The sequence below is a fragment of the Stenotrophomonas sp. Sm2128 genome (genome assembly GCF_030985535.1).
Lineage (GTDB): Bacteria > Pseudomonadota > Gammaproteobacteria > Xanthomonadales > Xanthomonadaceae > Stenotrophomonas > Stenotrophomonas maltophilia.
The window spans coordinates 1-14,156 of the sequence record NZ_JAPTFQ010000067.1 but is presented as its reverse complement, the minus strand read 5'-3'; the positions used below and the strand labels follow the sequence as shown (position 1 = coordinate 14,156).

The following is a 14,156-nucleotide window of genomic DNA, read 5'->3' as shown; positions in this document are numbered from 1 at the left end:
TGCCTATCGATCTCCCGTTGAAGCACCAACGCTAAATGATTGAATTCTCCATCGTCGACTGGGCCGCGTGGGCGCCCGGCCTGAGCGAGCGTAGCCAGTGGCTGGGCTGGGCCGAAGCGCCGTACCTGCCGCACGGCGGGGATACGCCGGCACTGGCAGAGGTTCCGGCAATGCAACGCCGTCGCATCGAGCGGTTGGGCCGCATGGCGATCCAGACCGCGTGCTGGTGCGAGGACGGGCAGGGGGCCGACAGCGACGTGCCGCTGGTGTTCGCCAGCCGCCATGGCGACGTCGCACGTTCGATGGACCTGCTGGGGGCGCTGGTCGGCGACCAGCCGTTGTCGCCCACCGGATTTGGCCTGTCGGTGCACAACGCGATCGCCGCGCTGTATTCAATCGCCCGCGGCCATCGCGGCAACTACCTGGCATTGGCTGCTGGCCAGGCAACGGTCGAAGCCGCGTGCCTGGAGGCCGTCGGCCTGCTGGCCGATGGCGCCCGCGAGGTGCGGGTGGTGGTCTACGAGTCGCCGCTCCCGGAGGTTTACGCGACGTTCGCCGACGAACCCGACCCGTTCTTCGCCTGGTGCTGGCGTTTGACCGCGCCAACAGGGGGCCGGCCGACGCTGGCGCTGCAGTGGCAGCCGGCCGACGGCCAGGCCAGCACTGTGCCCGGCCTGCTGCCGCACGCGCTGGACCTGCATCGCTTCCTGTTGTCCGGCGCGCCAGCGCTGGAGCACGTGGCCCATGGCCAGCGCTGGCGCTGGGGCCGCCGTGAGTGAGCTGCCGCGCCGCCTCGACCACGCCTGGCGGGTGTTTGGCACCGGCCTGAGCTTTGTTGCGTTTGGCCTGGGCGGGCTGCTGCTCGGCGTCCTGGTGATGCCGGTACTGCTGCTGATGCGGGACCCGGTGGCCCGTCGCCGGCGCGCCCGGCGCGTGGTCCAGGTCGCGTTCGCCAGCCATCTGCGGCTGATGCGCGGGCTGGGGGTGATGACCTACGAGATCGAGGGCGGTGAACGCCTGCAGCGTGACGGCCTGCTGGTGCTGGCCAACCACCCGACCCTGATCGACGTGGTCTGCCTGATCTCGCTGCTTCCCAACGCCGACTGCGTGGTCAAGCGGGCCGTGGCCTGCAACCCGTTCATGCGCGGTCCGGTACGGGCCGCCGGCTACATCTCCAATGACGATGGCGCCGGCCTGGTCGATGACTGCGTGGCCGCGGTGCATGCCGGCGGCACCCTGGTCATCTTCCCGGAGGGCACCCGCAGCGTGCCCGGGCAGCCGCCGCGCCTGCAGCGCGGGGCCGCCAACATCGCCGTACGGGGCCGCATCGACGTCACCCCGGTGCGGATCACCTGCAGCCCGCCAACCCTGACCAAGGGACAGAAGTGGTATCGTGTCCCCTCACGTCGCTTTCACGTTCGGCTGCAGATCGGCGAAGATATCCCGATCGCGCCTTTCTTGGCCGAAGACGACTCGCCAAGGGGGGATGCCTTGGCGGCACGCCGCGTTACCGAGCACCTTTCTCGTTATTTCGACCTGTCTGGAGAGCCGCCCCGTGCAAGCACTTGAGCACGAGATCAAGGAATTGATCATTTCCTCCCTTTCGCTGGAGGACATCACGCCGGAGGACATCGATCCGACCGCGCCGCTGTTCGTCGAGGGCCTCGGCCTGGATTCGATCGACGCGCTGGAGTTGGGCCTGGCGCTGCAGAAGAAGTACGGTGTCAGCCTCTCGGCCGATTCGGAAGAAACCCGTCGCCATTTCTCCAGCGTGCGCGCGCTCGGCGAGTTCGTCGCCGCCCGCCAGTCGTAACGGCGCCAGGAATTGCCATGACCAAGAATGAACTGTTCGAACGCATCGTCAGCATCCTGACCGACAGCTTCGAGATCGAAACCGCCCGGATCACCCCCGAGGCACGCCTGTACGACGACCTGGATATCGACAGCATCGATGCGGTCGACCTGATCGTGCAGCTCAAGCCGCTGCTGGGCCGCAACCTGCAGCCGGAAGCGTTCAAGGCCGTGCGCACCGTGCAGGACATCGTCGATGTCGTGCATGGGTTGCTGCCGGACCAGGCAGCCGCCTGACCGCAGCGCCGGCGGCTCCGCCATGGCACGCGCACGCACGGTCGTGGTGGCTGCGATCTCGCTGGCCTACCCGGTGCTGGTGTACCTGGCGATGGGCCGTTTCGAGCCACGCTGGCTGTCGCTGCTGCTGTTCACCCTGGCCCTGCTGCGTGCGCTGAGTACGCGCCAGCCGCTGTGGTGGGCCGCCGCCGCGGGAACCGGCCTGCTGGCCGTGTTGGCCACCGTGCTGAACCAGGCCCTGCCGCTGAAGCTGTATCCGGCGCTGGTCAACATGGTGATGCTGGCGGTGTTCGGCACCAGCCTGCGCTTCGGCCCGCCGCTGGTGGAACGCCTGGCGCGGTTGCAGGAGCCGGACCTGCCGGCGTTCGCGGTGGCCTATACCCGCCGCGTCACCCAGGTGTGGTGTGGCTTCTTCGTTCTCAACGGCAGCCTGGCCCTGCTGACCGCGCTTTACGCGTCGGACCGGGTCTGGATGCTCTACAACGGATTGTTGGCGTACGTGATGATGGGCGTGTTGTTTGCAGGTGAGTGGCTGGTGCGGCGTCGGGTCAAGGCAGCGCACGCGCATGGCTGAGTGGATTGCCCTGGACCGGCTGCTGGTGGACCCGCAGCCGCAGCGCAGCATCGGCGTGTGCGATGGCGAGGTGATCGACCATGCCCGCTTCCGCCAGCGGGTGCTGGCCTGGCGTGCGGCCTTTGCTGCTGCCGATGGCCGTGACTGGGCCCTGTACTTCGATGATGCGGTGGCCTTCGCTGCTGCGCTGTTCGGCGCCTGGCATGCCGGCAAGCGGGTGTTCCTGGCTGCCGACAACCTGCCGGCCACGCTGCAGGCGCTGCGGCCACAGGTGAGCGGTTTCGCCGGCGATGTTTCCACCGACTACCGAGCGCTGGTTGCCCCCACCGTTGGCGTGGACGGCGAACTGCAGGTGCTGGACGAGCGTGCCTGCGAGCTGTGCGTGTTCACCTCCGGCAGCACGGGCCAGCCCAGTGCGATCAACAAGCGCATGGACCAGCTGGCGCGCGAGGCGCGCTGGCCTACCTGGCATTGGGCCTGGCCCCGTTCCCCGGCCTGCGCCAGATGGCACTGTTCTCGGTGGTGGGCCTGGCCGCAGCTTTCCTCACGGTGATCTTCTGGTTCCCGTGGCTCGACGGTGGCGAGATCCGCCAGACCCGCTTCTCGCAGTGGCTGGGCAATACGCTGGAGCGTTTCCCGCGGCTGCATGGCCGCCGCGCGGTGACGGTCTTCGTGGTGGTCGCGCTGGCACTGTCTGCCATCGGCATCGTGCGCCTGCAGAGCAACGACGACCTGCGCAGCCTGCAGTCGTCACCGCCGGCGTTGATGGCGCAGCAGATCCGCCTGAGCCAGTTGCTGGGCATGCCCAGCCCGGCACAGTTCTACCTGGTGCAGGGTGTCGATGCCGCGCAGCTGCTGCAGCGCGAGGAAGCACTGACCGAGCGCCTGCGTGTATTGGCCACCGACAAGCGCATTGGCGGCTATCGCGCGATCAGCGATTGGCTGCCGTCGCCGGCGCGCCAGCAGGCCGATGCCGCGCTGACCGCGAAGGTGGAACCCAGCGTGCTGTCGGCCGTGTCCGAGGCGGTGGGCGAGCCGCTGCAGCGACCGCAGTTCGCCGCCGCGCCGCTCACCGCCGAAGCCTTCCTGGCCTCGCCGGCCTCGCAGCCGTTCCGCCACCTGTGGGTGGGTGAAGTCGGTGGGCAGATGATCAGCGTGGTGATGGTCGATGACCTGTCGCGCGCCGATGCCCTGGCCACGCTGCAGGGTGCCGCCGAAGGCCTGCCCGGCGTGCGCTGGGTAGACCGCACCTCCGATTTCTCCAAGCTGCTGGGCCACTACCGCAAGCTGATGGGCGGGCTGCTGCTGGTCGGCATCGCACTGGTGTTCGGTGCGCTGTGGCTGCGCTACCGCCGCCAGGCCTGGCGCGTATTTGCCCCCACCCTGATTGCCGGCGCACTGACCCTGGGCCTGCTGGGCCTGTTCGGCCAGCCGCTGCAGCTGTTCAACGTGCTGGCGCTGATGCTGCTGCTGGGCATGGGCATCGACTACGGCATCTTCCTGATCGAACACCGTGGCGATGCCAGCGCATGGCTGGCGGTCTGCGTGGGTGCGGCCAGCACCTGGCTGTCGTTCGGCCTGCTGGGCCTGTCGCAGACCCCGGCGCTGCGCGCGTTCGGCCTGACCCTGCTGTTCGGCATCGGCCTGGTCTGGCTGATCTCGCCACTGTTCCGGCCGCCACCGCATGACCTGCCGCCGGCCTGAGTCCGCCTTCCGCTTTTCTTCTTTCCCCTGATCGAGCAACAAGGACGCCCCGATGAGTACTGCTGTGGATGCTGTCGAACGCACTGAAATCCTGATCATCGGCGCAGGCCCGGCCGGCTCCGTGGCCGCGGCGATGCTGCGCCAGCAGGGCCGCCAGGTGCTGATGCTGGAGCGCCAGCAGTTCCCGCGCTTCTCCATCGGCGAAAGCCTGCTGCCGCAGAGCATGGAGTACATCGAAGCAGCCGGGCTGCTGCAGGATGTGGTCGAGGCCGGCTTCCAGTACAAGAACGGCGCGGCTTTCGTGCACGGTGAAGCGCGTACTGCCTTCGACTTCCGGAAGAAGTTCTCGCCGGGCTGGGGTACCACCTACCAGGTGCAGCGCGCCGACTTCGACAACGTGTTGGCACGCGGCGCCGAGCGCATGGGAACCACGCTGCGTTTCGGTGATGAAGTGCTGTCGGTCGAACCCGGTGAACAGCCTGCGGTGAACGTGCGCCGCCCGGATGGCAGCGAATACCGCATCGAGGCCGATTTCATCCTCGACGCATCGGGCTTCGCGCGCCTGCTGCCGCGCCTGCTGCAGCTGGAATCGCCATCCAATTTCCCGGTGCGCGGCGCGATCTTCTGCCACGTGCGCGACAACATTCCGGCCGAAGCCGACTTCGACCGCAACAAGATCCTGATCACCACCCATCCCGAACACATCGACGTCTGGTACTGGACGATTCCATTCTCCAACGGTTGCTGCTCGCTGGGCGTGGTCGCCGAGCCGTCGTTCTTCGAGCGCTACGAAGGCGACGACCTGCAGAAGCTGCAGGCCATCGTCGGTGAGGACCCCAACCTGACCCGCCTGCTGGCCAATGCCGAATGGGCGGTGCTGCCGGTGCGCCGCATCACGGGTTACTCGGCCAATGTCAGCTCGCTGTGGGGCCCCGGCTACGCGTTGCTGGGCAACGCCGGCGAGTTCCTCGACCCGGTGTTCTCGTCCGGTGTGACCATTGCCTTCAAGTCCGCGCAGCTGGCCAGCGAGTGCCTCAAGCGCCGTTATGCCGGCCAAACCGTCGACTGGGAAGCTGAATTCTCGATCCCGCTGCGCGCCGGCGTGAAGACCTTCCGCCGCTTCGTGGAAAGCTGGTACCAGGGCGGCTTCCAGAAGATCATCTACCACCCGCAGCAGCAGCCCGAAGTGCGCGACATGATCAGCTCCATCCTGGCCGGTTACGCCTGGGACACCAAGAATCCGTATGTGGCCGATGAAAGTGGTCGCCGCATGCGCGTGCTGGAGGAATTGTGCAGCGCCTGATCTTCCGTACTGCGGCCCTGCTGCTGTGCCTGCTGCTGGCCGCCTGTGCCGGGCGCATGCCCAAGCCCCAGGTGGAGCTGCCGCCGCTGCGGCTGTCGCCGGCCAGCCTGCCGGCGCCGCTGGCCCTGCAGCAGCAGCTGCATTTCCGCTTCGGCAGCCATGAGCGCGACCTCGACGCGCTGCTGGAGGCCGACGCGCAGCAGGTGCAGCTGGCGGTGCAGGCGATGGGCCAGACCGGCGTGCGCCTGCAGTGGGACGGCCAGCAGCTGACCCAGCAGCGCGCGCCGTGGCTGCCGCCGCAGGTACGTGCCGAGCGTGTGCTGGATGACCTGCAGTTCGCGCTGTGGCCGACCGCGGCCATCGCCGCCGCGCTGCCGGCCGACTGGCAGGTCAGCGACGACGGCCAGCAGCGCAGCCTGTCGCGCGATGGCACGGTGTGGCTGCAACTGCAGCGCCTGGACGATGGCAGCGTGCAGCTGGACAACCGTGCCGAAGGCTATGCGCTGCGCATCGAATCGATCGACATGGCCGGACAGGACCGATGAGTGCACCGATCTACCTGAACGACCTGGGCGTGGTCTGCGCGCTCGGCGATGGCCGCGCCGCTGTCGCGTCGGCGATGTTCGCCGACGTGCCGGGCGGGCTCAGTGACAACGACAGCCTGTTGCCGGGGCGCACCCTGGCGCTGGGAGAAGTACGCACGCCACTGCCGGCGCTGGAGGAACTGCCGGTGGCCCTGCGCGGGCGCAACAACGCCCTGCTGGACGTGGCACTGGCGCAGATCGCTCCGGCGGTGGCCGCCGCGATCACCCGCCATGGCGCCGAGCGCGTGGCGGTGGTGCTGGGCACCAGCACCTCGGGCATTGGTGAGTCCGAGCAGGCCCTGCGCACCCACGCCGAACAGGGCCAGTGGCCGCAGGGCTTCGATTACGCCCAGCAGGAAATGGGTACTGCCGCGCAGTTCGTGCGCCAGCGCAGCGGCGCTCAGGGGCCCGCGTGGACCCTGTCCACCGCCTGCTCGTCCAGTGCCAAGGCATTGATGTCGGCTGCACGCATGCTGCGAGCCGGTATCGTCGATGCCGTGATCGCAGGCGGCGCGGACTCGCTGTGCCGCTTCACCGTGGCCGGTTTCAGTGCGCTGGAATCGGTGTCGGCCCTGCGCTGCAATCCGTTCTCGCAGCACCGCGCCGGTATCAACATCGGCGAGGGCGCCGCGCTGTTCCTGCTCACCCGCGAGCCGGGCCCGGTGTGCCTGGCCGGGTGGGGCGAATCGGCCGACGCCCACCACATGTCCGCGCCGGACCCGCAGGGCCTGGGTGCCATCGATGCACTGCAGCAGGCGCTGCAGCGCGCCGGCTGGGCGGCCGATGAAGTGGACTACGTGAACCTGCATGGCACCGCCACCGGGCACAACGATGCGATGGAAAGCTTGGCGGTTTCGCAGGTGCTGGGCAACGGCATTCGGGCCAGTTCGACCAAGCCCCTGACCGGCCATACGCTGGGTGCGTCAGGCGCGATCGAAGCTGCATTGTGCTGGATCGTGCTGGCCGAGAACCCGCAGCAGCAGCTGCCACCGCACTGGTGGGACGGCGTGGCAGACCCCGCGCTGCCGGCACTGCCGCTGGTCGCACCAGCTACCCGCCTGGCGCAGGCACCGCGGCGGGTGCTGAGCAATTCGTTCGCCTTCGGCGGCAGCAATGCCGTGCTGGCGTTGGAGCGTCGATGAACATGCTGTATGCAATTGAAGAGGTGGTACCGCACCGCCAGGACATGTGCCTGCTGGAGCGCATCACGCACTGGGACCAGGACACCATCGAGGCGGAACTGGTGGTGCCCGAGGCCGGCCTGTTCGTGGAAAACCACGAAGTACCGGCCTGGGTGGGAATCGAATACATGGCACAGGCCATCGCGGCCTGGGCCGGCTGCCGTGCGCGTGCAGCCGGCAAGCCGCCGCAGCTGGGCTTCCTGCTCGGCAGCCGCCGCTACAACAGCGCGCGCTGCAGCTTCCCCAGCGGCTCGCGGCTGCGCGTACAGGCGCGCTGCGAGCTGTTGGGTGACAATGGATTGGGGATGTTCGCCTGCCGCATCCTGGCGGGCGAGGACGAATGGGCGACAGCCAACGTGTCGGTGTTCGAACCGGCCGATGCGATGGCCTATCTGGAGAGTGGACAGGCATGACAGGGAATCGAAGCGTGCTGGTGACCGGCGCCAGCCGGGGCATCGGCCGGGCCATCGCGCTGCGCATCGCGCGCGATGGCTTCGACGTGGTGGTGCATTGCCGCAGCCGCCTGGATGAGGCACAGGGCGTGGTGGCCGAGATCCACGCGTTGGGCCAGCAGGCCCGCGTACTGATGTTCGACGTGGCCGACCGCGAGGCCGCACGCGCCGCGCTGGAGGCCGATGTCGAAGCGCACGGCGCGTACTACGGCGTGGTCTGCAATGCCGGCATCGCCCGCGACGGCGCCTTCCCGGCGCTCTCTTCGGAAGACTGGGACCAGGTCATCCACACCAACCTGGATGGCTTCTACAACGTGCTGCATCCGCTGATCATGCCGATGGTGCGGCGGCGCAAGCCGGGCCGCATCGTCACCCTGTCGTCGGTGTCCGGACTGGCCGGCAACCGCGGGCAGGTCAATTACAGTGCCGCCAAGGCCGGCATCATCGGTGCCACCAAGGCCCTGGCGCTGGAACTGGCCAGCCGCCAGATCACCGTCAACTGCGTGGCCCCGGGCCTGATCGAGACCGAAATGCTCAACGATGAAGTGATCGAACACGCGCTCAAGCTGATTCCCGCCGGCCGCGTCGGCCGTCCCGACGAAGTGGCGGCCACGGTGGCGTTCCTGCTGTCCGAACCGGCCGGCTACATCACCCGCCAGGTGATCTCGGTGAACGGGGGCATGCTCTGATGGCCACCGATCGTCGCGTCGTGGTGACCGGTGCGTCCGCGATCAGTCCGCTCGGCCATGACTGGCCGACCATCGAGGCGCATCTGCGCAGCTGCCGCAACGCGGTGCGCGCGATGCCCGAGTGGGATGTCTATGCCGGGCTGAACACCAAGCTGGCTGCGCCGGCGCAGGACTTCGCGCTGCCGCCGAACTACAACCGCAAGACCACCCGCTCGATGGGCAAGGTCGCGATCATGTCGGTGCGTGCCACCGAGGTGGCGCTTCGCGAAGCCGGCCTGCACGAGCACCCGGTGCTGCGCAGCGGTCGCACCGGCGTGGCCTATGGTTCCTCGTCGGGCAGCCACGAAGCCACCGGCGAGTTCGGGCGCATGCTCAACGAGTTCACCACCGAAGGCATCAGCGCCACCACCTACCTGAAGATGATGAGCCACACCGCGCCGGTCAACATCGGCGTGTTCTTTGGCCTGTCCGGGCGTGTCTATACCACCTCCAGCGCCTGCACCTCGGGCAGCCAGGGCGTGGGCGCGGCCTATGAAGCGATCCGCAGCGGCAAGCAGACGGTGATGGTCGCCGGTGGTGCCGAGCAGCTCGACGCTACCGCTGCGGCGGTGTTCGACACCCTGTTCGCCACCAGCGTGCGCAACGACGCGCCGCAGACCACGCCGCGCCCGTTCGATGCCGGCCGCGATGGCCTGGTGCTGGGCGAGGGTGCCTGCACGCTGATCCTGGAAGACCTGGAGCACGCGCAGGCGCGCGGTGCCACCATCCTTGCCGAGGTGGTCGGCTACGGCACCAACAGCGACGGCCAGCACGTCACCCAGCCCAGCGCCGACACCATGGCCCAGGCCATGCGCCTGGCGCTGGAGGATGCGGGCCTGGAGGCGGCGCAGATCGACTACGTCAACGCCCACGGCACCGCCACCGATCACGGCGACATCGCCGAGACCCAGGCCACCGCGCAGGTGTTCGGCAGCCGCGTACCGATCAGCTCGCTGAAGAGCTACGTCGGCCACATGCTCGGTGCCTGCGGTGCGTTCGAGGCCTGGCTGAGCATCGAGATGATGCGTGCCGGCTGGTTCGCCCCCACGCTGAACCTGGCCGAGGTTGACCCGCGCTGCGGCCAGCTCGACTTCATCACCGGGCAGGGCCGCGAATTGCAGGCCGAGTACGTGATGAGCAACAACTTCGCCTTCGGCGGCATCAACACCTCGCTGGTGTTCCGCCGCTGGAGCGAATGATCCACCGTCCCATCCCGCCTTTTTCCTCAACCCACCCGCACCCCCGACAAGGAGATGTTCCGATGCGCCGCACCCTGATGATCGCCACGGCCACTGCACTGCTGGCCCTGACCTCCACCGCCTCCGCCCGCGACACCCGCGTTGAGCAGTCCCTGCAGGAGCTGGTCACCTCGCAGGCCGCCCGGGACGCCGGCATCGACGGCAGCGTGCGCTTCTACCTGGCCGGCCAGCCGGTCAGCGTGCAGCAGCGCCTGGGCGAGGACGTGACCAACAAGAAGACCAACGCCGCCAACAAGAGCGATGCCGAGGCCTGCCGCTGGGTCGCGCTGTCTGCGCTGCGCGCACTGCAGGACGGCGCCAAGTCGCGCGGTGCCAACGCGGTGGTCGACATCGTCAGCTACTACAAGAAGAACGAGTTCAAGAGCAGCACCAACTACGAATGCTATGCCGGTACGATCCTCGCTGGCGTGGCGCTGAAGGGCACCTACGCCAAGGTCAAGTAAGCGACCGCAGGGCAGCGGCGTTGCCTGAACGCCGCCGCCACATTGCTGAACCCCGTCGGGGAAACGCCGTCGATCACGCCGCCATCGTCGGCCGACGGCTTTCCCCGGTGTCGGCTTTCCGACACAATCATGGCTCTTCCCGGGTTATCGTCCCGCGGACATGCACGCCTACGTCTATAAAAGCCAACTCAAGCCTGACACCTACGTCTACGTTCCCCGACGCGATGATTTCAGCGCGCTGCCTGCGCCGCTGCTCACCTCGCTGGGTGCGCTCACCTTCGTCCTGGACGTGGCCCTGGATGCCCAGCGTCGCCTGGCCCAGGCCGACCCGGACAAGGTTCGCAGTGACATGAGCGAGCGCGGGTTCTACCTGCAGGTGCCGCCGTCGGTGGCCAGCCTGATGCCGCGCCACTATGACTGACGTCTCCCGTCCGCGCGCCCTGTCGATCGCCTTCGCCGTGGGCGCCGTGCTGGCACTGGGTGCTGCCGTGGGCGGCGTTGCCGGTGCCGTCCTCGCCGCCCTGGCGCAACCGGCGTTCGCGCTGGGCGTGTCGTGGTGGCGGCGCAGCCGTGCGCTGCTGCCGCTGAAGGTGGTTGCACGCCAGGACCTGCCGGCGCTGCTGGCACTGTGGGCGGCCGCACCGCTGCTGCTGGCGCTGCTGCTGGCCTGGCCGCTGGCGGCGCTGCGTGACAGCGGCAGCCTTGCGGCGGTGCTGGGCCTGAGCGTGCTGGTCAGTGCCGGCCTGCTCGCTGCCTGGCGCACCTGGCCGTTGTGGAACGATGTCGAACGGCTTGATGGCCGCCTGGCCCATCATTGGCAGGCGCTGGCCGGTCGCGACCTGACCGCCTGGCGCGGTCTCGGCGTGGCGGCGCTGGTGATCGCGCTGGCCGCGCTGGTGGTGCTGCCGGCCTGGCCGGGACTGCTGCCGGAGAGCGCGCGCTGGCCCGCTGCGCTGGCCGTGGTGGTGGTGTCTCCCGTGCTGCACCTGCTGCTGCAGCGGGTCGCGCCGGCGCCGCTGGTGTCGTTGCGACCGAGCCCGATGGCGACGTCCGGCGCAGAACACGAACCGATGTTCGCTGCCGCGGCCGAGACCGCGCCGCTGGAGGCGATGGCTCCGCAGGAGCTGACCCCGGCCCTGTATGAAGCCGCCCGCCACGGCCGCATCGACCGCGGCCTGCAGCTGCTGCAGGCCGGCGCCGATCCGTATGCGCTGCCCGACCCGAACTGGCGCGACCAGCGCAGCCTGGCGGTGCTGGCGGCGGTGTTGCCGGACCTGCGCCTGCTGCGCGAACTGATTGCCCGCGGCGTTGACGTGAACGCGCCGCACCGGGGCATGACCCCGCTGCTGGCCGCCACCCGCGACAGCTGGCATGGCCGCCCCGAAGCCGTGATGACCCTGCTCGCCAACGGTGCCGATTCGCGTGCCACCGACAGCGATGGCAACACCCCGCTGCACCATGCCGCGCGCAGTTCCGACCCGGGCGTGGCCGCGCTGCTGCGCGATGCCGCCGCCGAAGTCGATGCGTTGAACAACGAGGGCTGGTCGCCGCTGGCCGTGGCCTGCCAGGTCGGCAACTGGCGCCTGGCCCGCTTCCTGCTCGAACGCGGTGCGCGCAGCGAACCGGCAGAGGGCACCCCGGTGCTGCTGGCCGCCGCCGCCACCGAAGACGACGATCCGGCTGGCGTGCAGCTGCTGCTCAAGCACAAGGCGCGTGCTGACGCGCGTGATCGCCAGCGCCGCAGCGCGCTGCACGAGGCGGCGCTGGCCGGCCACGTTGAAATCATCGGCGTGCTGCTGGCCGCCGGTGCCAACCTGGAAGCACGCGATGCACTGGGGCGTACGCCCTGGCTGGAAGCCGCCCGTGCCGGGCGTGCCGCGGTGGTCGAACACTTGCTGCCGCACAAGCCGGACCTGGTTGCCGTCGACGGCGAAGGGCGCAACGCAGTGCAGCTGGCGGTGATGGCAGAGGATGTCTCGCCGTTGCTGGTCAAGCGCCTGGTGGAGCTGGGCATTGCCGCCGACGCGACCGATCCGGTCGGTCGTCGTGCAGTGGACTACGCTGCCGAAGCCGGGCGCTGGGCGATTGTCGCCCTGCTGGATCCGTCCTATCCGTTGCCGGCCGCGGTCAGTGACGGCCTGGCCGAGCGTGGCGAAGCCGCCAGTGCCAGCGGCCTGCTGCCGGACCGCCCGCCGCTGACCCTGCTGCGCGAAGCGCTGGGCTTCGGCAACACCGAAGGCATGGCCGCGCTGGCCAAGCTGTGCCAGCCGGAAGAACTGGGCGGCCTGCTGCTCGACCCCGAGCTGGCGCTGGAGCCGCGCGCGGTGGATTGGCTGCTGGGCCACGGCGCCGATCCCTACGTGCGCGACGCCTGTTCCGATACGCCGATGTTCGCGTTGCTGTCGCGCGGCATTGATGCGGTGCCGGCGTTGCAGGTGATGTTGCAGCGTGGCTTGTCGCCGGCCGGACGCGGTGGCCTGGCGCGCTTCCTGGCGGCCTGTGCGCAGCACGACCAGGCCGCCCGTGGCCTGGAACAGCTGGCGCTGGAATTGCTGGAGCGTGGCGCCGATCCGTTCGCGGCTTCGCCGGCCGGTGATCCGCCGTTGTCGCTGGCGGTGCGCCTGGGCTGGCTGCGCCTGCAGCAGGCGCTGCTGAAGGCGGGCGTCGATCGTGAAGCGCGCGACAGCCATGGCATGACCGCATTGCATCTGGCCACCGCATTGGCCCGCGAAGGCGCGCTGAAGCTGCTGGTGCAGCACGGTGCCTCGCCGGAAGCACGCGCCGCCGATGGCCAGACGCCGCTGGGCGTGGCGCTGTCGATTGGTCGCCGCGACCTGGCCGACTGGCTGGACTGGCGGGTGTGGCCGTTGCCGCGCCGCACCCTGCGCGAGTCCGATCTGCCGGCCGCCGCAATGGCCGGTGACGTCGACGCGGTACGCCGCCTGATCGATCTGGGCTTCGCCGTCGATGCGGTTGATGCGCAGGGCTGCACCGCGCTGCTGCGCGCCGCCGGTGGTGGCCATCTGGCGGTGACCGACCTGTTGCTGGCGCGTGGCGCCGATCCGCAGCACGCAGCGGCCAGTGGTGCCACGCCGCTGTCGGCGGCGGTCAGCATGCGCCAGGTGGACATCGTCTCGGCCCTGCTCGACGCTGGCGCCAAGCTGGAACACCGCCTGCCGGGCGGCGTGACCGTGCTGATGCTGGCGTCCGCGCTGGGCCTGCCGGACATCGTTGCGCGCCTGCTCACCGCCGGTGCCGACGTGCACGCCGGTGACGCCCAGCAGCTGGGCCCACTGCACTGTGCCGCGCTGTATGGCTTCAGTGCCCGCGACCGCTCGCGCCTGCTCGCCCTGCTCGACACCCTGCTGCTGGCCGGTGCCGAACCGGACCAGGCCGCGGCCGGTGCGGTCACGCCGCTGCTGCTGCTGCTGGGTGCACGCGCCGAGCCCGGCACCGCCTGCGACGAACAGGTGGTGATGGCTGCGGTGGAACGCCTGTTGGACGAAGACGTGAGCCTTGAGGTGCGTGATCCGCGCGGCTTCGGACCGCTGCACCTCGCGGCCCTGCACGGCCTGCCGCTGCTGGTGCAGCGCCTGCTGCGCGCTGGTGCCGATCCGGAGGCGCGCGACAGCCTCAACCGCAGCCCGCGCGAGATCGCGGTGATGCGTGGCTTCATCGACGTGGCCGGCGAGTTCGAACCGCGCGTGCCGGGTGTCTCGTCGATGGCGCGGTTCCTGCGCGACAACGGTTGAGCACCGGAAAAGGGTAGTGCCGGCCGCTGGCCGGCTACCTCATGACATCTCCGGGATGACGGGATTGCCGGCCAGCGGCCGGCAATCC

General features: G+C 69.3%; 15 protein-coding genes and 1 pseudogene. All 16 read left to right on the top strand.

Features of this window, described 5'->3' with window-relative positions; genetic code table 11:
• Positions 1 to 35 precede the first annotated feature (35 nt).
• On the top strand, positions 36 to 779 hold the full coding sequence (locus tag O0K41_RS17030; RefSeq protein ID WP_049448217.1) for a beta-ketoacyl synthase chain length factor: 744 nt from the start codon (positions 36 to 38) through the stop codon (positions 777 to 779).
• On the top strand, positions 772 to 1,569 hold the full coding sequence (locus O0K41_RS17025) for a lysophospholipid acyltransferase family protein (RefSeq protein WP_005414875.1): 798 nt from the start codon (positions 772 to 774) through the stop codon (positions 1,567 to 1,569). The genes O0K41_RS17030 and O0K41_RS17025 overlap by 8 nt, the downstream gene beginning before the upstream one ends.
• Positions 1,556 to 1,813 (top strand): phosphopantetheine-binding protein, encoded by a 258-nt coding sequence (locus O0K41_RS17020; RefSeq protein WP_005411610.1) that lies wholly within the window; start codon positions 1,556 to 1,558, stop codon positions 1,811 to 1,813. Before O0K41_RS17025 ends, O0K41_RS17020 begins: the two co-directional genes overlap by 14 nt.
• A 17-nt stretch (positions 1,814 to 1,830) precedes the next feature.
• Positions 1,831 to 2,088 (top strand): acyl carrier protein, encoded by a 258-nt coding sequence (locus O0K41_RS17015; RefSeq protein WP_005411609.1) that lies wholly within the window; start codon positions 1,831 to 1,833, stop codon positions 2,086 to 2,088.
• Positions 2,089 to 2,110: 22 nt separating this feature from the next.
• Positions 2,111 to 2,662 (top strand): hypothetical protein, encoded by a 552-nt coding sequence (locus tag O0K41_RS17010; RefSeq protein WP_005414874.1) that lies wholly within the window; start codon positions 2,111 to 2,113, stop codon positions 2,660 to 2,662.
• Positions 2,655 to 3,215: a hypothetical protein gene (locus tag O0K41_RS17005; RefSeq protein WP_308304539.1), complete on the top strand. Its 561-nt coding sequence runs from the start codon at positions 2,655 to 2,657 to the stop codon at positions 3,213 to 3,215. The genes O0K41_RS17010 and O0K41_RS17005 overlap by 8 nt, the downstream gene beginning before the upstream one ends.
• Positions 3,116 to 4,366: pseudogene (locus O0K41_RS17000) on the top strand (hypothetical protein); the annotation flags it as partial. The gene O0K41_RS17005 and the pseudogene O0K41_RS17000, both read left to right, overlap by 100 nt.
• Positions 4,367 to 4,418: 52 nt before the next feature.
• Positions 4,419 to 5,669 carry an NAD(P)/FAD-dependent oxidoreductase gene (locus tag O0K41_RS16995; protein WP_043034447.1) on the top strand — a complete coding sequence of 417 codons (1,251 nt, stop codon included), beginning with the start codon at positions 4,419 to 4,421 and terminating at the stop codon, positions 5,667 to 5,669.
• The gene (locus O0K41_RS16990; protein ID WP_005414865.1) at positions 5,657 to 6,214 is read left to right on the top strand and encodes a DUF3261 domain-containing protein; all 558 of its coding nucleotides are present in this window, start codon (positions 5,657 to 5,659) and stop codon (positions 6,212 to 6,214) included. The genes O0K41_RS16995 and O0K41_RS16990 overlap by 13 nt, the downstream gene beginning before the upstream one ends.
• Positions 6,211 to 7,395, top strand: coding sequence for a beta-ketoacyl-[acyl-carrier-protein] synthase family protein (locus O0K41_RS16985; protein ID WP_005411598.1), 1,185 nt, complete (start codon positions 6,211 to 6,213; stop codon positions 7,393 to 7,395). The genes O0K41_RS16990 and O0K41_RS16985 overlap by 4 nt, the downstream gene beginning before the upstream one ends.
• On the top strand, positions 7,392 to 7,847 hold the full coding sequence (locus tag O0K41_RS16980) for a hotdog family protein (RefSeq protein ID WP_005411597.1): 456 nt from the start codon (positions 7,392 to 7,394) through the stop codon (positions 7,845 to 7,847). The genes O0K41_RS16985 and O0K41_RS16980 overlap by 4 nt, the downstream gene beginning before the upstream one ends.
• The gene (locus tag O0K41_RS16975) at positions 7,844 to 8,575 is read left to right on the top strand and encodes a 3-ketoacyl-ACP reductase FabG2 (RefSeq protein ID WP_049448236.1); all 732 of its coding nucleotides are present in this window, start codon (positions 7,844 to 7,846) and stop codon (positions 8,573 to 8,575) included. Before O0K41_RS16980 ends, O0K41_RS16975 begins: the two co-directional genes overlap by 4 nt.
• Positions 8,575 to 9,813: a beta-ketoacyl-ACP synthase gene (locus O0K41_RS16970; protein WP_005411595.1), complete on the top strand. Its 1,239-nt coding sequence runs from the start codon at positions 8,575 to 8,577 to the stop codon at positions 9,811 to 9,813. The genes O0K41_RS16975 and O0K41_RS16970 overlap by 1 nt, the downstream gene beginning before the upstream one ends.
• A gap of 62 nt (positions 9,814 to 9,875) precedes the next feature.
• Entirely contained in the window at positions 9,876 to 10,316 is a 441-nt protein-coding gene (locus O0K41_RS16965) for a hypothetical protein (RefSeq protein WP_005411594.1), read from the top strand.
• Between the two features lie 160 nt (positions 10,317 to 10,476).
• Positions 10,477 to 10,737, top strand: coding sequence for a YcgL domain-containing protein (locus tag O0K41_RS16960; protein ID WP_005411593.1), 261 nt, complete (start codon positions 10,477 to 10,479; stop codon positions 10,735 to 10,737).
• On the top strand, positions 10,730 to 14,068 hold the full coding sequence (locus O0K41_RS16955; RefSeq protein ID WP_164221852.1) for an ankyrin repeat domain-containing protein: 3,339 nt from the start codon (positions 10,730 to 10,732) through the stop codon (positions 14,066 to 14,068). Before O0K41_RS16960 ends, O0K41_RS16955 begins: the two co-directional genes overlap by 8 nt.
• Positions 14,069 to 14,156: the final 88 nt, after the last annotated feature.

What these genes read in the sequence shown, in the direction of transcription:
- O0K41_RS17030 (WP_049448217.1), top strand. Translation starts at nt 36, where the DNA reads ATGATTGAATTCTCCATCGTCGACTGGGCCGCGTGGGCGCCCGGCCTG.
- O0K41_RS17015 (WP_005411609.1), top strand. Translation starts at nt 1,831, where the DNA reads ATGACCAAGAATGAACTGTTCGAACGCATCGTCAGCATCCTGACCGAC.
- O0K41_RS17010 (WP_005414874.1), top strand. Translation starts at nt 2,111, where the DNA reads ATGGCACGCGCACGCACGGTCGTGGTGGCTGCGATCTCGCTGGCCTAC.
- O0K41_RS17005 (WP_308304539.1), top strand. Translation starts at nt 2,655, where the DNA reads ATGGCTGAGTGGATTGCCCTGGACCGGCTGCTGGTGGACCCGCAGCCG.
- O0K41_RS16995 (WP_043034447.1), top strand. Translation starts at nt 4,419, where the DNA reads ATGAGTACTGCTGTGGATGCTGTCGAACGCACTGAAATCCTGATCATC.
- O0K41_RS16985 (WP_005411598.1), top strand. Translation starts at nt 6,211, where the DNA reads ATGAGTGCACCGATCTACCTGAACGACCTGGGCGTGGTCTGCGCGCTC.
- O0K41_RS16980 (WP_005411597.1), top strand. Translation starts at nt 7,392, where the DNA reads ATGAACATGCTGTATGCAATTGAAGAGGTGGTACCGCACCGCCAGGAC.
- O0K41_RS16975 (WP_049448236.1), top strand. Translation starts at nt 7,844, where the DNA reads ATGACAGGGAATCGAAGCGTGCTGGTGACCGGCGCCAGCCGGGGCATC.
- O0K41_RS16970 (WP_005411595.1), top strand. Translation starts at nt 8,575, where the DNA reads ATGGCCACCGATCGTCGCGTCGTGGTGACCGGTGCGTCCGCGATCAGT.
- O0K41_RS16965 (WP_005411594.1), top strand. Translation starts at nt 9,876, where the DNA reads ATGCGCCGCACCCTGATGATCGCCACGGCCACTGCACTGCTGGCCCTG.
- O0K41_RS16960 (WP_005411593.1), top strand. Translation starts at nt 10,477, where the DNA reads ATGCACGCCTACGTCTATAAAAGCCAACTCAAGCCTGACACCTACGTC.
- O0K41_RS16955 (WP_164221852.1), top strand. Translation starts at nt 10,730, where the DNA reads ATGACTGACGTCTCCCGTCCGCGCGCCCTGTCGATCGCCTTCGCCGTG.